The organism is Luteolibacter ambystomatis (genome assembly GCF_018137965.1).
GTDB classification, from domain to species: Bacteria; Verrucomicrobiota; Verrucomicrobiia; order Verrucomicrobiales; family Akkermansiaceae; genus Luteolibacter; species Luteolibacter ambystomatis.
Genome location: NZ_CP073100.1, coordinates 4,440,461 through 4,465,327, shown reverse-complemented (window position 1 = coordinate 4,465,327; position 24,867 = coordinate 4,440,461). Strand labels below are relative to the sequence as shown.

Sequence of the window (24,867 nt, the reverse complement as noted above, 5' to 3'; positions counted from 1 at the left end):
CTATGGCACCTGGGTGATCCGCAGTCGCAGAAAGCGCTTCGGCAGGGCATCCGTCTGGGTATCGCGGATGACAATTTCCTCAATGCCGCCGCCAAGTGAGGTCGCGCTGACCGGAGTGGTGGAGACGGTCGTCCAACTGACAAAATCACTGCTGGCTCGGAGTTCATAAAGGACACCGGAAATTCCTTCCAGGCGCTTGAAACGGAGCGCGGGATAGCGGTTGGGGCTACTGGTGCTCCATGCGAATTTCACATCGGCGAGATCCTTCACCTTGGGGGATGAGGCCAAGGCGAACTCCATGAAGTTCGAGCGCCCGTCACCGTCCGCATCGGCATTGGGACCGGATATGGCGGTGCTCGCCTGATCAGTCGTGCTGAAAGCGGTCTGGATCCAACTCGCGTAGGTGCCAGGGATGGGATTGCCGGTAAGTGTGAAGTTGTCGAAGCGATGGTTGCCCGCCGTGCCTCCGGTGCCTTGGCTGACCACCACCTTCAACCCGAAATTCGGGTTGTTGTTGGCTCCCGGAATCCCTCGGAGGTCGAGCGGAATGGCCACGGGATTTGAGGCGTTCACGCTGACGACTGCCATCTGAGTGTAGTTGGCGCCGTCCGTAGTATAGCTCCAAGTTTCGAGCTCCGCGGCGGTGCCGGGCGATGAGCGACGAGCATCGATGGATGCCTGGATGTTGCTATAGCCGGTAGTTGGCAGGTTAAAAACGAGAGCGGAGCCGATCGGATTATTCAGACGCAGATGGGTTGAAGCCGGATCACCAGTCGAACTGGCTGCAAACCCATTGCCCGTATCCGCCACATATGCTCCTCCGGAACCCGGTTGGACAGTCAACGTGCCATTGCCCTTGGTGGGAGCCACCAGAGTAACCAAAGAAGTGCTGTTATTGAAGTTCCAGTAATGAACCAGAGTGCTGGTGGATGGCGTGGCGCCAAATTGAACCGGATTCGACCACGAACTCGTCCTGCCGGTGCTGTCAACATAGCGGACACGAGCACGATAGGTCTTGCCAGAACTGAGTGCGCTGGCAGGCACCTGCACCATCGTGCCGGTGTTGGAGAGCGTCCAAGTAGCCTGGATCTCATACTTGCGCGACGTGCCCACCGTATAACCTGCAATGCCCGGTGCGGAGATCTCCGCGATGCGCCACTGGGTGCCGATGTATGTCCCCGCACCGGGACTACTGAAAGCGGAGGCGGAGAACGACAACCCATCCAAAGGATATCCACCTGCTCCGGTATAGGTGATCACCGGTTTGTTTGGAGCCGCAGCATCAGCCGCTTCAGAGGCGAGGTATTGATAACCATAACCGCGCTGATCGCCATTGTTGACCGCCCAAGTGCCGGACGGCCAGGTGTTGGAGGAATAGTCGCGAAGGTAATTCATCAGGTCCTCATGCTCGGCGACCCCGGTGTAAGAGGAACTCTTCAGCCAGCGCGTCCAGCTGCCTCCCATGCGGCTGTCCGAAAAGGGCGAATAGTAGAAGTTGCCCTTGTGGTTGGTCTGGCCGCTGTGGTTGCCGTCCGTGCCTTGGGTGCGTGGATGCATGTTCCACATCGCGGCATCCGCATCAGCGATGGTGAGCGGCGCACCCGTCGGATTGACGATCTGGCTGAACTCGTCGATGAGCTGCCCGATCTGGCCGCCGTTCGGGGTGCCGTCCGAGGCCATCAGATCAAGGATTTCGCGGGCGCGGTTGCGGAACTCGAGCGCAAGAGCCGGAGTATCCACCAGCGCCTTGTGAGCCGCAATCACGCCATTGTATGCGGTGCCGTTGATGGTCGTCTGCCAGTGGCGTTTCGGGATGAACATCATGTCCACGTCCCATGGAATGGCCAACCAGCGGTTGTCGGTGCTACGATGGTAGTAGTAGTGGTTGTAACCGCCGCGCAGGTCCACGTTGCCGATCAGGCGGTTGATGGCATGGAACGTGTAGTAGTTGTTCACGTCCATGTTGGCGCGCCACCAGGCTTCGGTCTGGGTGCTGGCACCGGTGTCGCGGAAGGTGTTCCAATCCGAGGAGTCCACCGACTGGCCGGGGGCCTGGTGTTTCTTGTCGCCAGCGCTGTTCTCGATCTTGTAGACGTTGCCGTCCGCAAGCCCGCGCTCGTCGAGGAACGAGCCGTCGATCTGCTCGATGGCCATGTAGAGCCCCCAGAAGTCTCCGGCATACTGGCCGTCAGCAGTGCCGATCGGGTCGGCCACCGTGGTTCCGGCGGTGGGTGTTTCATTCGCTCCGCGGACAATGCGGAACTGGTAATAGTGGGTGTTCGGCGAGGGCACGCCGGCGAGCTGGAAGGCCTTGAAGGAAACCGATTCCTCCACGCCCGCCATACCCCGGTGAACCGCGCACCACGGCGAGGCGCAGGCATTCGCGGAGAACGATCCCCAGGTTTCCGCATAGGGCTGGCCGAGATTGTTCTTCGCCACCAGATCGCGGGCACGGTTAAAGTAGAAGCGCCACTTGTTCTTGCCCGAGACGTAGGTCGAGGCTTCGCCACGGTTGCGGAACTGGATGTTGTCATACACCACGCCGTCGTAAACGAACGTGCCGAGGAAACGCGTCTCGTCGTAGCCCGAATTGTACTGGCAGTTGATCACATCCGTGCCGTTCGCGACCATGGTGTAAACCGGCACGGTGTTCAGCACCGATGGAGAGAAAGTCTGAATGGCCGTGCTTCCAGGGCGGAAGGCTCCCTGCCAGGCAGGCGTGCCATCATAGACGAAGTAGGCGAAGTTCTTCTGCTCATCGTCCGCATACGGCACCGTCGCAGTGTTACCCAGTGCGTCAGCGAAGGTGATCTTGTAACGTACCAGCCGCCGGTTTGTCTGAACGGTACCCGGCACAACCGCCGTGTAGATGGAGTCGCCGACGGTCACGTCACCGTGGGTTCCATCGTCATACATCGTCACACTGGTCCAACCGGTGGAATAGGCAGCATCGGTGGCGCGGATGTAGCTGCCGGGATCGACCGTCTGATAGGCCAATGAAACGGCACCCATGCCATCGGCGTCCGTGATGCGGGCGGTGACAGTGACCGGCTGACTGGTCACCGGCTGGACCGGGCTGTGGGCCACCTGGCGGATCTGCGGCGGCACCAGATTCATCGCCTGATACACAGAATTTTTCGCCCCGGGCGTCGGCACCGGAGCAGCAGCGGGAACGTCCTTCACCTCCGCGTCGATGAAGAAGTCCGAACTGTTTTTGGTGAGGTTCAGCGCCTGGATGGCGATGACGTTCGTGCCTCCGACGAGAATGTCATCGGCGTTGTCCACCACGACTTCTTCGAACGTGGATGCGGTATGATCCGCGGATGCCACGGCGGTGTAGGCGAGTTGACCCGCGGCAACGTTCTTGCGGGCAACCTCGTGCCCGTTGATCCAGACGATGCAGCCATCATCGTATTTCAGTCGCAACAAGAGCTGTTGCGGGACTTGGGTGACCGTGAAGGATTTCCGGAGATAAACGGTGCTGTAGTTGCTGGCGCCGGTGCCCTTCATATCGCTGAGCGTGGTGCCGAATGTATAACCTCCCGCATAGCCGAAAGCCGCGGTGCCGGTCAGCCACGAGGCATCGCCATAGGCGGTGTCGCGCCACGCCTCCACCGGGTTTGAGGCTTCCGCCGTTCCCTTCTTGTATTTCCATCCTGCCGAGGCAGCAGCCACGTATGTCGCGGGATTGGTCGCGGTGGCTCCGGAAGAACGCCATGAGCCCCCCAGATCATTGTCGAGGCCGGCATTGATGAGTTCGGCGGAGCTGCCGCCACCGGCGGCTCCAGTCGGCCATGGAAAGCCGACACCGTAATCCACGCTATCGATGGTGGTGGCGCCATTCTTCAGGACGATCTTCTCACCAGAGGAGTTCAGATTGCCGCTCCACGGGCCGGCCGCGGTAACGCCGTATTTCGATAGCATCGTGGCTGGGTCCTGGCACGCCACGAAATAACCACCGGCTGGAATCACCGAACCACCGGGGAAGGTGAACGTGACGGCGGAAGAAAGCGTCCAGCCGGAGATATCCACCGCGGAGTCGCTGGGGTTGTAGAGTTCGATGAACTCCTCGAGACTGGTATCGTCCGCAGCCTTGTAGTGGAATTCATTGATCACGGGTGTGGCTGAGATCGCGGCGATGGTCGCAAAGGTGCCCGCGTCCGCGGACCACGCCGTGCCAGCTGAATTGACCGCCCGGAAACGGAAATAATAGGTCGTGGAAGGATTGAGCGCGGTCAGGAACTTCGAGAAATCCCCACTCTGCGTGCCAAGGTTCGCGGAACTGGTCCATGAACCCGGCATCGTGCCACCATCGCTCGTACCATAAAACAAGGTCACCGTTGGCGCGCTGCCGCCGGTGGATGTGATCTTCCCTCGCACGGTCGCGGTGGTGCCGGTGATGCCATCCGTGCCGTCATTGACGACCACCGGAGCCGTAATAGTGGGAGTGTTGAAGCTGGAGGAAGCCGGAGCCCAGGAGTCGCCACCTGAGTTCTGGGAGAAGGTCCGGAAATAAATCGTCGAAGACTGGGAGAGCCCGCTGAGACTGGTCGTGGCCGATGTGCCCACCGCTCCAAGCGATACCGAGTTCGACCACGCACCCACGGTCGTGCCGCCATCCGTGGTTCCGTAGTAGATCGTGACGGCGGGTGGTTCGCCGCCGGTGTCCGTGACCTGCGCGCCGACAGTGGCCGAGGCAGGCGTGATGTCGGTCGCCGCGATGTTCGCCACGGTGGCTGGCAGCACGGAGGTCTCGAAGCTGCCGGACGGCTGCGCCCATGAATCCCCGGCGCTGTTGGTAGCCCTCGCGGCGTAGAAATAGTTCGTGCCGCGGGTGAGTCCGGAGAGATTCGTGGAAAACGTGCCGCTCCAAGTTCCCGGCAGCGTCACGGAGTGAGCCCAGTTGGCCGGAGTGATGCCGCCGTTCTGCGGGCCCCAGAAGATCGTGATCGCCGGAGCATCATTGCCGATGACCGTCACGGTGCCATTCAGGGTGGCGGTCGTGGAGGTGATCGCGCTCGCGGCATCGTTGGTGACGGTCGCGCCACCGACCGGAATCAAGGACTGCGCATCCAGGCGGATGTTGTCGAAATGAGAGCGACCGCTACCCCGCGAACGGAGCAGAATGCGGATCGTCTTCCCAACCGAGGACGGATCGTTCGGCGTGTCGAATACCAGCGCGGGAGCATCCGCGAAGGTCATCACCGGAATCGTGGAGGCATTGAAAAGGCCGGTGGCGTGAATGCCGCCGGTGGAGTCCGCGAGGTGGTACTCGGTCTGGTTGCCGGGCTGGGTCGAGCCGGAGCGATTGCCACATCCCACGGTCAGCGTATATCGGGTGTTCGCCTGATAGGTGACGCCCAGATCCTGCCAGACGTCATAGTTCAATTCCATTCCCAGGTGGTCCGTCCCACTCGATGCAAAACCGGTGATGTATTCTTCAAAGGCGCTACCGGCATTCTGGCCGTTCGTGCCGGTCCACTCCGGTCCGATGTTGTTCGTGTAGCTGCCCGCGGTCAGCGAGTTGCCTTCGAAGGAAGGATCACCAACGGTGACAGGAGTGGCATCCAGACATGACGATGCGATGACAAAGCAGGCGAGGCCCGCGAGGGGGTGGGTTTTCATGCAATGCAATGAAGACGGAACGGGGTTTTCCGAGAACGTGCGGAAAAGTGGCCCAACGACCGGGCCGGGTCCATCCGATTTTTTAAAAATCTTAAATCATTACGCGTTTATACTTAGTAATTTAGAATTGAAAGAAAGATTGTGACAATAACGTAACTTGACGTTTCCCAAAAACATTCATTCGCCGGACCAGTTATAAAATCGTCATTCCGGATTGTCCCCGTCCTTCGGATCGGATAATCCACGGGTTCACCCCAACTGCCACCTCCTCCCCTTTTCGGCATGTCTTGCGCCCACAAGCCATGCGAACCACCGCCGCCCAGGCGTGGCGATTCGCTTGTCCACATTCTGGAATCCCGTGCCACGGAGATGCCTGATGTTCTGGCGTACCGGTTTCTTGAAGATGGTGAGAATGAGAGCGGCAGCCTGACTTTCGGAGAACTGGCATCCCGCGCGCGAAAAGCCGCCGCCGGACTGATTGCCTGCGGAGTGGCAGGGAAGCCCGTGGTGATCGCTCAGCCCTGCGGGCTGGAATTTTTGGAAGGTTTGTTCGGATGCTGGTATGCAGGGGCGATCGCGGTTCCCTGCTATCCACCCCAGAGCCACCGGCATCGCGAACGCTTGTCCGCGATCCTGCGTGACAGCGGTGCGAGACACGTCCTGGCATCCGCCGCGCATCACGATGCCTTGCAGCGTCTTGGCGTCGCCCGGTTGGAGTTCGATCCCGAAACGGAACCCTCCCCTGCAGCGCCCACCGGCGAAGGTCCCTGTCTGTTGCAATACACCTCCGGCTCCACCGCCTCACCGAAAGGGGTCCAGGTCAGCCACGCGAATCTGGTGCATCAATGGGAAGCCACCCGCGCGCACGCCGGCCCGGTGGATTCACTCCTGAGCTGGCTGCCGCCCTATCATGACATGGGGTTGGTTCTGAAAATCCTGCACGCGGTGGGCAGCGGCATCCCGCTGACGTTCTTTCCACCGGAGGCGTTCATTCACCGCCCGATGCGCTGGCTGCGAGCGATCCACCGCTACCGCGCCGCATTCAGCGCAGCTCCGAATTTCGCCTTCGAGCAATGCCTGCGTGCCGTCCGTCCCGAGGATTTCGAAGAACTCGATCTTTCCTGTTGGAAGGCCGCGCCGTGTGGTGCGGAGCGGGTGCGTGTGGATACCCTGGAGCGGTTCGCAAAAACATTCGCCCCGTGCGGATTCCGCGCCGATGCGCTGCTCCCGGGATACGGCCTGGCTGAATCCACGCTCACGGTCAGCGCGCGCAAGCCAGGCATGCCGCCACGCGAATGCCGCGGACTGGTGTCCTGCGGTCCGCCAGTCTCCGCCATGAGCGTGTGCATTGAGGATCCGATCAGCCATGAGCCGCTGGCAGATGGGCTCACGGGTGAGATTCTGGTCAAGGGCCCCAGCGTGGCCGGAGGCTACTGGCGGCGCCCGGAAGAGTCGGCGGAGGTTTTCCAGGAGGATGGCTGGCTCCGCACGGGTGATCTCGGCTTCGTGGACGAAGGAGAACTTTTTGTCGCAGGCCGCCTCAAGGACCTCATTATCGTGGATGGCGCGAACCACTCGCCCGAGGACCTCGAGCTGGCCGCCATCTCGGCCGATCCCGGATTGACCGCATCCGCGGGGGCCGCTTTCGCCGTACATGGCGAGGGGCCCGAGAAACTCGTGCTGGTCCAGGAGATCCCCAAACTGGCAACAGAACGTCACGCTCCTCTCTGCCACGCCATCCGCCAGATCATCGGCGAGCATGCGGGCATCCCCATCGATCGTGTGCTGCTCGTCCGCCAGGGCACGCTGCCCCGCACGACCAGCGGCAAGATCCGCCGCTCGGCCAGTCGTGAGGCATTGCTCGCCGACACTCTGCCCATTCTCCATGACGACTCGCCTCCTGTGGCGGAGGAGCTCGACTTCAACGGGCGGGCGGCCTTCGACCGGCTGGCGGCCGCGGTGGCCGAGGCCACCGGCCGCCCGACCCCGCGGCCGGAAGACGACCCTGTCGCCTATGGCCTGAGTTCCCTGGATGCCACGCGCGTTGCGGCCCTGCTTCGATCTTATGGAGGTGCGGACCTGCCGGTGGGGGAAATGTTTGCCTCCCGGTCTTTTGCCGCGCTCGCGAATCTGCTGGCGATGAAGCCGGCGGCTTGTCTGCCGGATGCCATCCCGGCCCGCGATCCCGGTGCCAACGTGACAAGCCACTCACAGGAGCGGATGTGGTTCCTGCATCAGCTTGAGCCGCAGAGCGCGGCCTATCATGTATTCGGAGCCTTGGATCTGGATGGCCCGATCAACGGCGCCGCCCTGTCCCGGGCTTTCAAGGCGATCCTCGCCCGCCACGAAATCCTGCGCAGCCGCCACCGCCGGGAGAATGGTCTTCCGGTAATCATGATCGACGCCATCCCGGAGGTGGCGATCGAAACCGCAGATGCCTTCCACGCGGATGCCGGTGGAATCGACGCGCTTCTCGCGGACTTCGCCCGCCGCCCGTTCGATCTCGCGTCGGACCCTCCGGTGCGCGCCTTGCATCTGAAACGGAGCACCCGCTCGCACGTGCTGGCCTTGTGCGCGCACCACATCGTCACCGATGGATGGTCGATCCGCCTGCTGCTCGGCGAACTCACCGCCCGCTATCGGGAGGAATGCCTGCAACCGCAGCCGCTGCCTCAGCCGCCAAGCCCCTCTTATCTCGATTACGCGGCGTGGCATCGTGGATGGATCGAGAAGGGTGGGGCGGATGGCGCGATCGACTATTGGAGGCGGAAACTGGACGGACATGAAGGCATCCTCACCCTGCCCTTGGACTTTCCCCGCCCCGCCCGTCCTTCATCGGATGGTGCGATGGTTGGAGGCAGCTTGTCCTCGATCCTGCTGGAAAAGGTTGGCAGGCTCGCGGCCACCCGGCGCACCACGCCGTTCTGTGTTTTGCTCGCCGCCTTCCTGGCCACCCTGCGCCGCCACGGCGGCGGAGAAGATCCTGTCGTCGCGGTGCCGGTGGCCAACCGCAACCATGCGGCCAGCGGTGCGATCATCGGCAATCTGGTCAACACCCTGCCCTTCAGGCCCGGCATCGATGGATCGGAATCATTCGCCGCCCTGGTGGCCCGGATCCGCGATGCCTCGCTGGAGATGCTGGAAGCGCAGGACGCTCCGTTCGAACGCATCATCGGAGCGGTGCGGCCGGAACGTGCGCTGGACCACGCCCCTCTGGCGCAGGTGATGTTCGATCATCAGGAGATCCCTCTCGCGACCACCTGGGCGGATGGATTGAAATGCCGTCCGCGCCTGGCCCATCGCGGGGCCGCCCAGTTCGATCTCTCGGCGCTCGTCTTTGCCTTCTCTGATCACCACGAGTTCTACCTGGAGTATCGCACGGACTTGTTCAGGCGGGAAACCGTCTCGGCGCTGTTGGAACGCTACCTGCGAATGCTGGAGCAGGGCGTGGACGCACCTGACACTCCCGTTGCTGAACTGCATGGATTGACTGCGGCGGATGAGGCGCGCCTGAAGCAATTCTCCCGTGGTCCCACCCGCCCGGAATTTCTCGAGCAGGTGCCGTTGAGGAACATCGAGGCGTCATTGCGGAGCCGCCCCGAGACTCTCGCACTGGTCTGTGGAGACGTCTCTCTAACAGCAGGCAAACTCTGGTCGCGCGTGGAAAAACTCACCGCCGCCTTCCAAGCACGCGGCATCGCCTCTGGTCAGAGGGTGGCCGTGCTGCTGGAACGCGATGCCTGGCTGCCAGCGGTGCTGCTGGCGATCTGGAGGACCGGCGCCGCCTACGTGCCATTGGATGCCGCCAATCCACCGGAACGACTGCGCTGGATTCTCGAGGATCAGGCTTCGCTCTCCATCCTCGTTTCCCCTGCGCTGGCCGACCGTCTTCCCGAAGGCAGCGATGCGATCCTCTTCGATCCCGCCATGGCGGAGGAAAGTCATCCCCCTGCACAGGCCGGCCTTTCTCCGGAAGATCCAGCCTACATCCTCTATACCTCCGGCTCCACCGGACGACCGAAGGGCGTGGTGGTTTCCCACGGTGCGCTCGCCAACTTCCTGTTCTCGATGCGGGAGGAACCCGGTCTCGCCGCCGGAGACCGGCTGGCCGCGCTGACGACGGTGTCCTTCGACATCTCCGCATTGGAACTGTACTTGCCGCTGATGACGGGAGCGGCCCTCGACCTCATCCCGGGCCAACTCGCGCGCGATGGTACCGCCTTGCGCCAGCACTTCGAAACGCATCCGCCGACCGTGCTCCAAGCCACTCCCTCGACGTGGCGCATGCTGATTGATGCGGGCTGGAAGGGATCGCCAACTCTGAAAATCCTGTGCGGCGGTGAAGCTCTCGACCCCACCCTCGCCCGCCAGCTCCACATGCTCGGCAGCGAAGTCTGGAATCTCTACGGTCCGACCGAAACCACGGTCTGGTCCACTCTTTGGAAAGTCGCGCCAGAAGCGGACAAGATCACCATCGGCAGACCCATTGCGAACACCGTCCTGCACGTACTGGATGGCGCGGGCAAACCGATGCCGCCCGGTGTGCCCGGTGGTTTGTTCATCGGTGGGGCGGGACTGGCGGAGGGCTACTGGCAGCAGCCGGATCTCACGGCGGAAAGATTCATCGTCCGTGATGGAGAACGCCTCTACGATACCGGCGATCTCGCGCGCTGGCTGCCGGATGGCTCGCTGGAATGCCTGGGACGTTCCGATGGCCAGGTGAAGGTGCGCGGCTTCCGGGTCGAGCTCGGTGAAATTGAAGCGGCGCTGCTCGCCCATCCCTCCGTGGCCGAAGCGGCGGTGATCGCCAGCGGCGAACGCCTGGTGGGATACTATCGCACCTCCGCCCCCTCGACCGCTGCGGAACTCACCCGCCATCTCGCCGGAAGGCTCCCGGACTACATGGTGCCCGCACCCATGGTGGAAGTGGTGGCCATGCCACTCACCGCCAGCGGCAAGATCGACCGCCGCGCGCTCTCCGCCATTCAGCCCGCAGCCCCACAGGCAACGGCAAACAACGGCTTCCACCATCCGCTGGAGGCGGAAGTGGCGGTGGTGTGGCAGCGCCTGTTGGGCAGTGGTCCGCTGGGCAGGGACGATGATTTCTTCGCGCTGGGCGGGCATTCCCTGCTCGCCACCCGGATGACGGCGGAGCTTTCGCGGCGTTTGGGATTTCCAGTCGCGCTCGACACCTTGTTCCGGGGATCGACGGTCGCGGGCTTTGCCTCCCATGTGGAAGAATCGTCCGGCATCAATTTCACCGAACCGCGGGCGATCCGGTTGCACGAAGGCCATTCCGCGGAACCTCCGGTGTTCTGGATTCACACGCTGATCGATGGCGGCATGGGCCTCTTCCCCTATCGCGAAGCCGCAGCCGGCCTCGGCACCCTCACCTCCTACGGCATCGCAGAAGGCACGCGGACGTTCGACAGCCTCGCGGCCATGGCGCGCCGCCATGTGGAAATCATCCGCTCGGTACAACCGATAGGCCCATATCGCATCGCCGGATTCTGCTTCGGTGGCAACGTCGCGGCCGAGGTCGCCTCGCAACTATCGGAAACGGGCGGGAGAATCGAATCCCTGGCACTTCTCGAATCCCGGCCGACGGACGCACGACTCCCTCTTTCGCATCTGCTACGGCCTTCATCGTGGAAGCACTTCGCATCCCGGGTGCAAAAACACCTTCCCCGGATCACCGCCTACGATCCCGACCTGATGGCCAAACGGATGGCGATGAAGAGTCGTGCCGCGATAGAAGTCCTCCGTGACCTGATGGGATCACGCCGCACTCCGGACATCCATACCGTGCTCGATCTTTCCCAGCTTGACGAGGCCTCGCGCGAACGGGCGGAGCACCACTGGGAGATCCTGCACCGCCATCAGCCCCGGCTCCCGGAAGTGGAGCGGCTGGTCATCGTGCGGGCGCAGGACGATGGCTGGCTGCCCGCACCCGAGGATCTGGGGTGGAAACGCCACGCGCGCACCCGCATCGAGACGCGGGCGGTTTCAGGCCGCCACGAGGAATTCCTGCGCGGCGGTTCCGCCGCCGAGGTCGCGGCGGTGCTGCGGGAGATATGGGGGAGCGAGGAAGCGTAGCCGCTTCCTCCTCAGCTTTCCGGCTTGAGCAGATAGCCGGCCACCCAGCCTTCCTTGCCATCCGCGCTGCGGCACCAATGCCAGCCGTGGATCTGGCGGAGCGATTCCAGACGGTCGCCGCGCTGGATCTTGAGCACCGTCGGGTCGAAACCCTCCATCATCGCGAAACGGCCTTCGCCGAGCGGCTCCAGGATTTCCTCCGGGATGTAGCCGTGGCGACCGTCATGGTCTTCCGCCCACACCCAGCCCGGCCAGGCACGGTCGGCGGGTCCCACGTTCACCTCGTCCCCGGGCTGCAGGTGCATCGGGTTGGAATCCTTTTCCTCGTAGTCGGCGTTGGCGATGAAGGCAGGCATCTCGCCGCCAGCATTCCCGTCCGGAGCGATTCCGTCACGTCCCTTTTGAGCGGGTTTGGGGCCGGAGCGAGAACGGTGGTCCCCACACGTTGACAAGCGCCTCCCGCGCCCCCAACCTCCCGCCGAACCAGAATTCCTGCAATCCCATGGCCTACGATCTTATCGTCATCGGTGGCGGCCCGGCCGGCTACGTCGCCGCCATCCGCGCCGCCCAACTCGGCAAAAAAGTCGCCTGTGTCGAGGCGGACCGCGCCGGCGGCACCTGCCTCAACTGGGGCTGCATCCCGACCAAGGCTCTGCTCAAGAACGCCGAGCTCTACCAGACGCTCACCAAGAAGGCCTCCGAGTTCGGCCTGAAGTTCGACAATCTCACCTACGACTGGTCCGCGGTGATCGGCCGCTCCCGCAAAGTGTCCGACAAACTCGCCGGCGGCATCGAATTCCTCTTCAAGAAGAACAAAGTCGATTACGTGCGTGGCTTCGGTTCCATCGAGGGCCAGGGCAAGGTCGGCGTGACCGCCGCGGATGGCACCAAGTCCGTGCTCGAGGGCACGAACATCATGATCGCCACCGGCGCGAAGTCCCGCCCGCTGCCGCCGCTGCCCTTCAACGGCACCTCGGTCATCGGCTCGAAGGAAGCCATGGTCCTCGCGAAGCAGCCGGAAAGCATGATCATCATCGGTGCCGGTGCGATCGGCGCGGAGTTCGCCTACGTTTACAACGCGTTCGGCACGAAGGTGACCCTCGTCGAAATGCTGCCGACCATCCTCCCGGTGGAAGACACCGAGGTCGGCGAGACCGTCGAGAAGTCCTTCATCAAGCAGGGCATCCGCTGCCTCACCAACACCAAGATCACCGCCACCGCCGACAAGGGCACCCACGTGGAAGTGACCGTGGACGGTCCGAAGGAAAAGGGCACCCTGTCCGCCGAGGTCGTCCTCGTCGCCATTGGCGTGCTCCCGGTCCTGCCGGGCGGCCAGCAGCCGGCGCTTACGGACCGCGGTTGGATCCAGGTCGGCGACCGCTACGAAACCTCCATCCCGGGAGTCTATGCCATCGGTGACATCACCGGTCCGCCGCTCCTCGCCCACACCGCTTCCTTCGAAGCGATCCAGGCCGTCGACGGCCTGTTCGTGGATGGGCACAAGCCGCGCAAGGTCACCAATTTCCCGGGCTGCACCTACTGCCACCCGCAGGTCGCCTCCGTCGGCAAGACCGAGCGCGCGCTGAAGGAAGAAGGCATCGAGTATGTCGTCGGCAAGATCCCGTTCGTCGCCATCGGCAAGGCCATCGCCGCCGGTGAGCCGGACGGCTTCGCGAAGCTGCTCTACGGCAAGAAACACGGCGAACTGCTCGGCGCGCACATCGTCGGCGACAACGCCACCGAACTCATCGCCGAGATGGGTCTGGCGCTCGACCAGGAACTCACCATTGATGACATCCACACCACCATCCACGCCCATCCGACGATGAGCGAGGTGATCCACGAAGCGACGCTCGCCGCCGAAGGCCACGCGATCCACTTCTGATCGTCATCTGGAAAGATCGAATCGAAAACGCCGCGCGGGAAACCGCGCGGCGTTTTTTCTTGGGCCTGTGACGAAAGTTCGATCCTGCGATCACGTCTGCTGCCAGCGGTTCGCCCGGTTCCGTAGCCGGGGTCGTGAGACTTCGGGTGGGGAAGATCCACCCTCATCACGAGGCCGCGCCCTGGAGGAGACTGGACGCGATACGGAACTTCGCAACTCGACCCAGCCTGAAGTCTCACAACTCCAGCTACCTCACAGAAGCTCATCCCTCAGAGATGCATCTCACCGATTCAACGCCCCCTTCAGGAACGGCGCGGTGCGTGACTTCTTCGACTTCGCCACCTGTTCGGGTGTGCCTTCGGCGATGATGACGCCGCCGTTCTCACCCGCCTCAGGGCCGAGGTCGATGATGTGGTCCGCCTCCGCCGCCACCGCCATGTGGTGCTCGATCACGACGACGGTGTGACCTTCATCGACCAGACGGTGCAGCACGTCGATGAGACGTTTCACATCCTCCAAGTGCAAGCCGACGGTCGGCTCCTCGATGAGATAGAGGTTCTTGTTCACCGATTGCAGCGTGCGGATCTGTGTCTTCGCACTGCGGCCCTTGGCGATCTCGCTGACGAGTTTGATGCGCTGTGCCTCGCCACCGGATAGAGTGGGCGAAGCCTGGCCGAGCTGGAGATAACCGAGGCCGGTATCCGCAAGCAGCCGCAGCGGACGTGCGATACGTGGCTGCGATTCGAAGAACCCTGCGGCTTCATCGATGGTCATCGCCAGCACCTCGCCGACGTTTTTGTCGCGGAAGGTCACTTCGAGCGTAGCCGGGTTGTAGCGGCTGCCATTGCAGGATTCGCAGTGTACCCAGGTGGGCGGCAGGAAATCCATCTCCAGCTTCACGCGGCCGTTGCCATTGCACTCGGCGCACCGCCCGCCTTCGGTATTGAACGAGAAACGCGAGGCATCGAAGCCGCGCATGCGCGCCTCCGGGAGCTGGGCGTAAAGCGCGCGGATGTCATCGAAGACCTTCACATACGTCGCCGGGCAGGACCGCGACGTCTTGCCGATGGGAGACTGGTCCACTTCATAGACGCTCTGGATCTTGTCGAAGCCGGTCGCCTTCGTGAATCCCAGCGGGGCATTCTTCTTCGTCGGCTTGAGCAGGCGGTTGGCCGCCGCAACCGCCAGACAGGAATGCATCAGCGTGGACTTGCCCGAACCGGAAATACCGGTGAAGACCGTGAGACGACCCAGAGGAATGTGGAGATCCACCTCCTTGAGATTGTTCACGCTGCAACCGGTGACGGTGAGCCGCGGATGACTCTTCGCCACCGCGCGGCGTTCGCCACGCATCGGGTGGACGGGAATGTCCGCAAGTGCGCGCCAAGTGGGAGAGTTGGCCAGATCATAACCGCCCGCCTTCTTGCTCTTCGCGGCGGTCGGCTTGCCCTCACCGATACGCGGAGGATTGCCTTGGTAAACCACTTGTCCGCCGAGACGCCCGGCACCGGGGCCGAGATCGATGAGATGATCCGCGCGGGCGATGGTGTCCTCATCATGCTCCACGACGATGAGCGAGTTCCCCTTGTCGCGCAGCGCCACCAGCGTGTCGAGCAGCGCGGCATTGTCGCGCGGATGCAGGCCGATGGTCGGTTCATCGAGCACGTAGAGCACGCCACGGAGATTCGACCCGAGCTGCGCGGCGAGGCGGATGCGCTGGCTTTCGCCGCCGCTCAGTGTTTTGGCGGAGCGGTCGAGCTGGAGATAACCGAGGCCGACCTCCTGAAGGAATGCAAGGCGCTGGCGGATCTCCGGCAGGATGTCGCGGGCGATGAGGGCCTCACGGTCTCCACCGAAGCGGATCTTTCCGAAATGACCGGTGGCATGGTCGATGGCCAGCCGGGCGACATCACGGATCGGCGTGCCTTGAAGATGTACGGCGGATGCCGTACGATTGATGCGGGCGCCGTGACAAGACGGGCACTCCACCAGTTCCTCGTCCTCCATGCGCTCGATCGTGCGGTCGGCATCGAGCTCCGCCTCCAGCACCGAATCGAAACGTGAGGTGTCGAGATGGCGGCGACGCTTCGGCACCAGACCGTGGCCGCGGCACTCCGGACACCAGCCGTGCGGCGAGTTGAATGAAAACATCCGCGGATCGAGATCGTCGAAAGACTTGTGGCAGGACGGGCAGCTCGCCTCGCTGGAAAGCAGCACGAATTTCTTGTCCGGCGTGAACAAGCGGATCACGCCCTTGCCGATCTCCAGCGCGCGGGAAACGGGAATGCTGGTATTCGCCGCGCCTTTCGGGAGCTCCGCCACGACCACATCGATGTCGTGCTCCTTGAAGCGCTCCAGACGTTGGAAGCCCTCGGCCTCTCGGAATTTCTTGTCCACCAGCAGCTTCGTGAAGCCGTGCTTGAGCGCCCATTCGGCGACCTCGGTGTGGAAGCCCTTGCGCGCACGGATCACCGGCGCGAGCACCGAAACGGCACCACGCTTGAGATAACCGCGCAGCGTGTTCTCGATCGCGGCCAGCGATTGCTTCTCCACCGGGAGATGACAATCCGGGCAGTACTGCACACCTAGTTTTGAATAAAGCAAGCGGATGAAGTTCCACAACTCGGTGACGGTGGCGACGGTCGACTTGCCACCGCCTTGCGACACGCGCTGTTCGATGGCCACCGTCGGCGGCAATCCGGCGAGGCGGTCGATCTCCGGCTTCTCCAGCTGCTCCGCGAACTGGCGCGCATACGCCGACATCGAATCGAGGAAGCGCCTCTGGCCTTCCGCGAAGAGAATGTCGAACGCCAGCGTGGATTTGCCGGAACCCGACAAACCGGAGAGCACAACGAATTTCTCACGCGGGATCTCCAGCGAGATGTTCTTCAGATTGTGATGGCGCGCACCGGACAACGAAATCACGTCGCGATCCACCACGGTCACCGCGGAAACCGGTGCCTCATTATGCAGGCCACGTCCGCCCGCAAGCGCATCCTTGAGGAAGCGTGCGGTTTCGGTGCCGAGCGTGGCGATGTGATCCGGTGATCCGGAGCCGACGAGCTGGCCGCCATTCGCGCCAGCTTCCGGACCGAGATCGAGAATCCAGTCGGCGCACTTGATCACATCCAGATTGTGCTCAATCACCAACAGCGAGTGGCCGGAATCAACGAGACGCTGGAACACCGCCAGCAAGCGCTCGATGTCGGTGAAGTGCAGGCCGGTGGTCGGCTCATCGAGAATGAGCAGCTTGTTGCCGCTGGCATCGCCCTTGGTTTCCGCGAGGAGCTGGCAGAGCTTGAGGCGCTGGGCCTCGCCGCCGGACAGCGTGTTGAGCGGCTGGCCGAGTTTCAGATAACCGAGTCCCACTTCCGCGAGTGGCTGCAACAGCGCGATGATCTGGCCGTGGCGCTTTGCGATCGGGGCCGGGAGTTTCTCCACCTCGTAGAACGCCAGCGCTTCATCGACGGTCAGTTCAAGGATGTCCGCCACCGACTTGCCGCGGTACTGGATATCCAGCGTGGACGCCTTGTAGCGGCGGCCGTTGCAATCCGGGCAGGTGACGTAGAGATCGGAAAGGAACTGCATCTCCACCTTCTCCGAGCCCACGCCCGCGCAACGGTCGCAGCGGCCCTCACCCGAGTTGAAGGAAAAGAAGCCGGTGCTCAGGTCGCGGGCCTTCGCATCCTCCGTGAGGGCGAAGAGCTGGCGGATCGGATCGAACGCCCCCATGAACACCGCGGGCGTTGAACGCGGCGTGCGCGCCACCGGTGATTGGTCCACCAGCTCGATGCCACCGAGGTGCTTCGAGCCATTGATCTCCTTCACGCGCGCGGGCTCGTCCTCGATCTCCTTTCCGAACTTGCGGGCGAGATTGAGATACAGCACGTCGTGAACGAAGGTGGACTTGCCCGATCCGGAAACGCCGGTGAGGCAGCAGAAGAGGCCGAGCGGAATGTCCGCATCCAGTTTCTTCAGATTGTGGCGCGATGCCCCGCGGATCTCCAGCTTCGCGCCACCGGATTGGCGGCGCTTCTTGGGAACGGGAATCGACCGGCCACCACTCAGCCATGGCAGCGTACCACCCTGGCCCTTCGCGGGCTTGATGACCGGGCCTTGATAAAGCAGCGAGCCGCCGTTTTCACCGGAGGCGGGACCAAGGTCGATGATCTCATCCGCCGCACGCATCACCGCTTCCTCGTGCTCGACGACTACGAGCGTGTTGCCCTTGTCGCGCAAGCCATGCATCACGCCAACAAGACGGTGGATGTCCCGCGGATGCAGGCCGACGGTCGGTTCATCCAGCACGAACAACGTTCCAGTCAGGGAAGCTCCAAGACAGGTGGTGAGGTTCACGCGCTCCACCTCGCCGCCGGAAAGCGTGCGGGTCGGGCGGTCCAGAGTGAGATAGCCGAGGCCGACCTCGCAGAGATAATGCAGGCGCGAGGTGATTTCATTCAGCACCAGTTCCAACGAAGGATCCGGCTGGCGCGGCACGGCGGCCAGCGTGTCGAACCACTCGCGCAAATCCGTCACCGGCAGCGTCCACAGGTCCGGCAATGTTTTGCCATCGATCTTGAAGCACAGCGCCTCCGGCTGGAGGCGCTTGCCACGGCATTCCGGGCAAGCGGTGTAGGACCGGTAGCGGCTGAGAAAGACCCGGACGTGCATCTTGTAGGCCTTCGTCTCCAGCCAATCGAAGAAACCCTTCACGCCGTACCACTTGCCATCCCGCCACAGCTCCTCGGCTTCCGCGGGGCCGGTGGCGCCGGGTGACCTACGGTCCCCGTAGTAGATCCACTCACGGACCTCGTCCTCGAGATCCTCCCACGGCGTGTTGATATCGATGCGGCGTTCCTTGCAATGGCGCAGCAGGTCGCGCTGGCATTCCTCGCCGCGCTCGCCCTGGAACGGCTTGATCACGCCCTGCTTGATCGTGAGCGAGGGGTCGGGCACGGCCTTGTCGAGATCGATGCCGATGATGCGGCCGAAGCCACGGCACTTCGGACAAGCGCCGAGCGGATTGTTGAACGAGAACAACGAGGGGCTGGGCGCGCGCAGGCTGAAGCCGGTGTGCGGATTTGTCCAACTGGTGGAGAACTTCCGTGTCCCACCCTTCGGCACCGCGATGGCGGCATGGCCCTTGCCGAGGTGGAAAGCTGTTTCCAAGGCCTCCAGCAGGCGCATGCGATTCTCGTCCGAGATCGTGAGACGATCCTGGATCACCTCGATGCCGCGCTTGAACTCCACGCCTTCCGGTGCGGGTTCATCGGTGCGTAATACCGTTCCCGCATGGAGAATGCGGAGGTAGCCCTGCTGGTTGAGAAATGGGAACAGATCCGCACTCGTCGTGTCCGGCGGCACCGGCACCGGGAAGGTCACCATCACCGCCTGACCCGCCACATGCTCCGCAGCCCAATCGGCGGCGGACTCCGGACTGTCCGGCCGGATCTCCTCCCCGGTGTGGGGATCAAAGCCGCTGGCCAGCCGCGCGTAGAGCAGCTTCAGGTAATCGTTGATCTCGGTGAGCGTGCCAACCGTCGAGCGCGTGGTGCGGACGTTGTTCTTCTGCTCGATGGCGATCGCAGGTGGGATGCCATCGATGCGATCCACCGCCGGCTTGTCCATGCGGTCGAAGAACTGGCGCACATACGGCGAGAACGTCTCGACGTAACGGCGCTGGCCTTCCGCATAAAGCGTGTGGAACGCCAGCGACGATTTGCCGGAGCCGGACGGACCGGTGACGACGGTGAGCTTCCCGAGCGGGATATCGAGATCGAGTCCCTTCAGGTTGTGCTGGCGTGCACCCCGGAGGGCGATGGCGGGCGCGGTGGACGGGGCGGAGGACTTTTTCCGAGCGGGCACGCCCGGACTCTAGGCAGGAATGTCCGCTCCGCCAGTGGAACCAATAAGGGAAATTACCGGTCGTTGCCGGTAGTGTCTTTTTTCGACAGCACGGCGGAACCGAAAACCGATGACTCGTTCTCCTTCAAAACCGATGCCGGTGCCTGCTGCTCCTGTTTCCCGGCTTCCTGTGGCCGAGAGACCGGCTCGATCGAGGCAAGTGGCCGGTCCGCGGCGGTGGATTTGTTTTCCGGCCCGGGGTGGCTCGGAGCGGCATTTGCCAGGCGTGCGGCAAGCGCCGTGAGATCGGACTCCCCGGTGGTAGCCAGTGCCGGTCCGGCCGGTTCCTCCGATACCGCAGCGACGGCTCCGGCAGCGGCGGCACCCTCGACCTTGGCACCTTTCTTCAGGATGAACCACCCGACAGCCACCGCTCCACACAACAGGGCGGCGGTGGTCAGCCATTCGCTGGCACGGTGTTTGGGAGTGGTGTAGCCGGTGGGTCCCACCGCGCGGCGAACCGGTGCCGGCGCACGGTTGGGAACCGCGGAACGAGGGGCCGCACCGATGGAAGCGGAGAGCTTGTGGCGCAATTCCTGCGCCAGATGATGGAGCTCACGGGCCATCTGGTCCGCACTGCTGTAGCGCATTTCCGGCAGGGGGTGGGTGGCGGTGCCGACAATGTGGTCGAAGCGGATATCGCAGCCGCAGATCCTGGAAGGCATGCGTGGATCTTCCGCGGGCAACCTGCCGGTCAGCAGTTGGTGAAGCACCACGCCGATGGAGAAAATGTCCGCCCGGGAATCCACCGCTGTCGGACGATTCAGCACCTCCGGTGCGGTGTAATGCGGCGTGCCGAAGATGATTTCCGGGCCGTCTTCGTAATGTCCGACCGGGCGGGCGAGCCCGAAGTCGCCGATCTTCGGGCGGGCTTCCGCATCCAGCAGGATATTCGCCGGCTTGATGTCCCAGTGAAGAATGCCATGGGCGTGGGCGTGGGCGAGACCTTCGCAAACCGAGGCGATGAAAGTCGCGGCCTCATGGGGCTGCACGCAATGACCGTGGGTGGCTTCGTGGAGCGAGCCTCCGGGCACGTATTCCATGATGAGATAAGGCATGCCATCCACCTCACCCGCATCGAAGACTCCGATCAGGTTCGGGTGGTTGAGCCGTGCCATCACCTTCGCTTCGAGTTGGAAGGCCTGGCGGAAGGAAGGATCCGCACCGAATTCACGCGGCAGGATCTTGATGGCAACGGTCCGCGCCAGCGAACGCTGGACCGCTTGATACACCGCGCCCATGCCGCCGCAGGCGACCAGACCGGTGATGTCATAGCCGGGAAACAATCCGGCGATCTGCCTGAGGTCGAAAGATTCGAAGGCAAGGGATGCAATGGCATTCATGACGGTGGTTCAACAAAGATTCAATGCGGTACATAAGCGTCATCGGAGCGATGTTTTATGACGCAGGTGGCCGATTGGAAGAAAGCGGGATCGCTCCCGGATGGATGAGCTCCTGCTGCAAATGGCTCTCACTACACAATTCGCCACCACATCCCGGAATCGGACGAAAATCGTGGATTCATTTTCATGACCCTATCACCCTGACATCCGGGGCCTCCCCTTTGCGTCAAATCGACGTAAAAGTTGGCGCATTCCGAATTTACATTTCGGGACGAACCATCCGTCGATGCGCCGGGCCACTTGAGGCCGCCACATCATCTAACAGCTTCAAGATCCATAGGCCTTCCCATGGATCGATACGATGGTGGCACCCTACGCAAAGGGGCCACCACATCCTCCCTCAATCCTGCGTCGCCTTACGGGTCCGACTTCGGAGCCGTGGTCGAACCAAAGGGGGATTCCTCACCTTGTTGCTGCCTCGGCTTCGGCCGGTCAGCCTGTTCCGCCGCTCTCTTGCCGTAGCCGGGAGTCTCCGGCGCAGGCTTCGAGGCACCCCCTTCGGCAGTGGGTACCGCCGGTTCCTGTGGCGGAGCCTGCGGCACCTTGATGCCGGTCTTCAAGATCAGCCAGGCGATCACGACCACCGCACCGAGAAGCAGGATGGTGGTGAAGAGTCCCTTGCTGCCGGACTTTCCACCGGCATAGCTGGCGCGTGCCACAGCCGTCGGAGCACGACGCACAGGCCCCGGCGCACGGTTGGAAGGACCGGGCATGCGGTGAAGCGAAGTCGGCGAACGGAGATCGACCGCCTTGGTCGCGCGACCCAGTGCCTCCTCAAGCTGGTGAAGCTCGCGAGCCATGATGCCGGCATTCGCATAGCGCATTTCCGGCATCGGATTGGTGGCGCTGCGCACGATGGCATCGAAGCGGATGTCACAGCCGCAGATCACCGAAGGCAGCCGCGGATCGTCAGCAGGCTTCTGGCCGGTCAGCAGTTCGTGCAACACCACGCCGATGGAGAAAATGTCCGCGCGGGAATCCACCGCCGTCGGACGGTTCAATACTTCCGGTGCGGTGTAGTGGGGCGTGCCGAACACCGTTTCCTCCTCTCCCTCGTGGGAGCCGATGGGACGGGCCAGACCGAAATCCCCGATCTTCGGACGAGCCTGGAGATCGAGCAGGATGTTCGCCGGTTTGATGTCGCGGTGCAGGACACCGTGCTCATGGGCGTGGGCCAGACCATCGCAGGTGGCCGCCACGATGCGGGCGACCTCGCGGGGATCGATGCGGCGGCCGTAGGATGCCTCATAGAGCGATCCTCCGGCGACATACTCCATGATGATAAAAGGCATGCCCTCGACCTCGCCGAAATCGTACACCCCGATGAGATTCGGGTGGTTGAGCTTCGCCATCGCGCGGGCTTCCGCCTGGAACGCTTCGCGGAACGAGGCATCGGCACCGAATTCCTTCGGGAGGATCTTGATCGCCACCGTCCGGTCGAGCGCCCGCTGGACGGCCCGGAACACGGCTCCCATGCCACCGCAGGCCACCAGCCCCTCGATGTCATAACTCGGAAAAAGCTCGGCGAGATGCTCGGGCGTGGGGGCCTCAAAAGTTGGGGCGTGGGAGGCTTCAGTCATGGAAAGCAAGGGTGCGGACGGCTGGCGGCTAATGTCAGCCTCAGATGAGGTCAAGAGCTATCGCCATGCCTCAGAGCAAACAAACGCCACTGGGAGACGGATTTGTGACCAGTTTCTTAGGAAATTTACTCAGGCTATAAACCCGGGGACGAGCGGGTAGTTCCGAAACCGACTGGAAAAACGGGTTTCGCGAGTCAATTCTTGCGAGGTGGACGAGCAAATGACCTTCGAGGCGATGGGGGAGGATGGCATCACGCGGCTGGTGGCGGCGTTTTACCGGCGGGTGAGGACGGACGATGTGCTGGGACCGATGTATCCGGCGGATGACTGGGAGGGGGCGGAGGAACGGCTGCGGGATTTCCTGCTGTTCCGGATCGGCGGGATCAGCCGCTACTTGGAAAACCGGGGCCATCCGCGCCTGCGGATGCGACACATGCCCTTTACCATCAGCGAGCGGGAACGGGATCGCTGGGTACTGCTGATGCGGGAATCCATGGATGAAACCGCGGTTCCTGCCGAGGCCCGGCTGTGGCTCGGCCCGTTTTTCGAGCAAGTCGCGGATTTCCTGCGCAATCATCCGGGCCACGGCGGCTGATCCCGGCCGCCGCGCCGATTTCCGTCATTTGATCGGGGTGCCGAAAGGGTTCGTGGTCGGTCCAAAAATGCCTTTGTACTCGTTCGGCTCATCGAGCACCGGGTTCTCCGGTTGCAATTTGCCACCGAGGCTGTCGATCCACCCGGAGAGCTCCGCAGCAGCCTCCAGATTGCGGTTCAGGCCGGTGGCATCCTCGCCTTTCTGGGTGGCCTCATCGATGGAGACCTTCATCTTGCTCACATAAAGATCGCGGTAGCGGCCGACCTTGGTGGCATACTCGGCATCGATCTGCTTCTGCTTGTCCGCCGCCCGGGACACCGCCTTGGTGATGTTCGGGACGGAGGCCAGGGTATGACTGGATGGCACGGAAACAGGAACGCGGGAATCGCGCACCGCGCCCTTGAGTTTGTCCACGTCCGCCTTGCGGGAGACCTGCTCCTTGTTCGGCAACGAACGGGCCCAGCCATCAATATCGAAGAAGAAATTGCGGACATTGTCGCCCAGCGACTTGGTGCGCTCCTTCTCGGCATCCGCGATCAGTTCGCGCGCCTTGACGGTCAGTGGATCGTTGGCGGCTTGGGCGGTCTTGCCCGGAGTCCCGCCGGCCGCGTCCGGACCGGAGAGGTCCGTCCCGGGAACCGGCTTGCCAAAAGGAGATCCGCCATTCGGGTCCGGCAGGGAGCCTGCCCCGGGAGCCGGCAGCGGAAGCTTCGAAATGTCTCTTGAGCCGGGAGCCTTGCCTGGTTCGGCAGGCGCGGATTGGGTCGGCGCATCCGCTTGGGAGGCCGGTTGCCCGAACTTCTGCCAGGCATAATAGCCACCGGCACCGAGAATGCCGAGTAGGATGAGATTCACCAACCACCCGCCCGAGCCGCTCTTGGCGGGGATGACCAGCTCATCCTCTTCCACACGCTGCGCGGGCATACGCTTCGGCGCACCGGCTGGTCCGGCAGGTGCTTCCGCGATGACCGCGGCTTTTCCAGTGGTGCGCATGCGGTGCCATTCGGAAAGGTCGGCCGCGAACTCGTGGCAATCCGGATAGCGCAAGCCGGGATTCGGCTGCGTGGCCCGCTGCCAGATGTGATCGAGACCCGCATCCACATCACAGACCGCGGAGGGAGGCGGGGAGCCCGCATGCGGCTCTTTCCCTGCGAGCAGGGTGTAGAGAATCACGCCAACCGAATAGATGTCCGAACGGCGGTCGGCCGCCCGGGGCTGGCTGAGCACCTCCGGCGCAATGTACGCTTGGTTTTCCGCACCGGTCTCGCGCAGGTCGGCGAGACCGAAATCACCGATCTTCGGCTGGGCCTTCTGGTTGAGCAGGATGTTCGCAGGCTTCAGGTCGCGGTGGATCACGCCGTTGTCATGGGCATGAGCCAGCCCCTGACAGATGCCGATCACCAGTTCCGCGGCTTGGACGGGGTGGATCTGCTTTCCGGAAGCGGAACGCTGGAGCGACTTGCCCGGCACGAACTCCATGACCACGTACGGCGTGCCGTCGATGTCTCCGAAGTCGAATACCGAGATCAGGTTCGGGTGGTTGAGCTTCGCGAGCACGCGCGCGCCGTTTTCGAATGCCTGCCGCACCTTGGGATCGGCCAGACGCTCCGCGGGCAGGAATTTCACCGCCACATCGCGGTCCAGGGACTTCTGGCGGGCCTTGTAAACCGCTCCGGTCACGTCGGACGCGATCAGGACTTCGAAATCGTACGCGGGCAGGTGCGCGGCCAAGGTCTCGGGCGCGGGAGCATCAAAGGAAGAAGGCAGGCTCATGAATGA

At 63.0% G+C, this 24,867-nt stretch carries 9 protein-coding genes; 3 read left to right on the top strand and 6 right to left on the bottom strand.

Annotated elements, in window-relative coordinates:
• Entirely contained in the window at nucleotides 1-5,625 is a 5,625-nt protein-coding gene (locus KBB96_RS17205) for a CotH kinase family protein (protein ID WP_211630728.1), read from the bottom strand.
• A gap of 282 nt (nucleotides 5,626-5,907) precedes the next feature.
• Between KBB96_RS17205 and KBB96_RS17200 the strand changes: the two genes are divergently transcribed.
• The gene (locus KBB96_RS17200; protein ID WP_226373570.1) at nucleotides 5,908-11,721 is read left to right on the top strand and encodes a non-ribosomal peptide synthetase; all 5,814 of its coding nucleotides are present in this window, start codon (nucleotides 5,908-5,910) and stop codon (nucleotides 11,719-11,721) included.
• 11 nt (nucleotides 11,722-11,732) lie between these two features.
• Here KBB96_RS17200 and KBB96_RS17195 read toward each other — a convergent pair whose 3' ends face one another.
• The gene (locus KBB96_RS17195; RefSeq protein WP_211630726.1) at nucleotides 11,733-12,077 is read right to left on the bottom strand and encodes an SH3 domain-containing protein; all 345 of its coding nucleotides are present in this window, start codon (nucleotides 12,075-12,077) and stop codon (nucleotides 11,733-11,735) included.
• A 146-nt stretch (nucleotides 12,078-12,223) separates the two neighbouring features.
• Between KBB96_RS17195 and lpdA the strand changes: the two genes are divergently transcribed.
• Nucleotides 12,224-13,606, top strand: coding sequence for a dihydrolipoyl dehydrogenase (gene lpdA, locus KBB96_RS17190; RefSeq protein WP_211630725.1), 1,383 nt, complete (start codon nucleotides 12,224-12,226; stop codon nucleotides 13,604-13,606).
• Between the two features lie 282 nt (nucleotides 13,607-13,888).
• Here lpdA and uvrA read toward each other — a convergent pair whose 3' ends face one another.
• The 3 genes from uvrA to KBB96_RS17175 all read right to left on the bottom strand — a co-directional run bounded on the left by uvrA (nucleotide 13,889) and on the right by KBB96_RS17175 (nucleotide 22,493).
• The gene (uvrA, locus tag KBB96_RS17185) at nucleotides 13,889-19,471 is read right to left on the bottom strand and encodes an excinuclease ABC subunit UvrA (RefSeq protein ID WP_211630724.1); all 5,583 of its coding nucleotides are present in this window, start codon (nucleotides 19,469-19,471) and stop codon (nucleotides 13,889-13,891) included.
• A gap of 53 nt (nucleotides 19,472-19,524) precedes the next feature.
• A complete protein-coding gene (locus KBB96_RS17180; RefSeq protein ID WP_211630723.1) occupies nucleotides 19,525-20,853 on the bottom strand; it encodes a serine/threonine-protein kinase in 1,329 nt (442 codons plus the stop codon).
• 416 nt (nucleotides 20,854-21,269) lie between these two features.
• Nucleotides 21,270-22,493 (bottom strand): serine/threonine-protein kinase, encoded by a 1,224-nt coding sequence (locus tag KBB96_RS17175; RefSeq protein ID WP_211630722.1) that lies wholly within the window; start codon nucleotides 22,491-22,493, stop codon nucleotides 21,270-21,272.
• Between the two features lie 208 nt (nucleotides 22,494-22,701).
• On the opposite strand from KBB96_RS17175, the gene KBB96_RS17170 reads away from it, so the two are divergent.
• A complete protein-coding gene (locus KBB96_RS17170) occupies nucleotides 22,702-23,088 on the top strand; it encodes a globin domain-containing protein (RefSeq protein WP_226373569.1) in 387 nt (128 codons plus the stop codon).
• A gap of 24 nt (nucleotides 23,089-23,112) precedes the next feature.
• On the opposite strand, the gene KBB96_RS17165 is transcribed toward KBB96_RS17170, so the two are convergent.
• On the bottom strand, nucleotides 23,113-24,861 hold the full coding sequence (locus tag KBB96_RS17165) for a serine/threonine protein kinase (RefSeq protein ID WP_211630721.1): 1,749 nt from the start codon (nucleotides 24,859-24,861) through the stop codon (nucleotides 23,113-23,115).
• Nucleotides 24,862-24,867 lie beyond the last annotated feature (6 nt).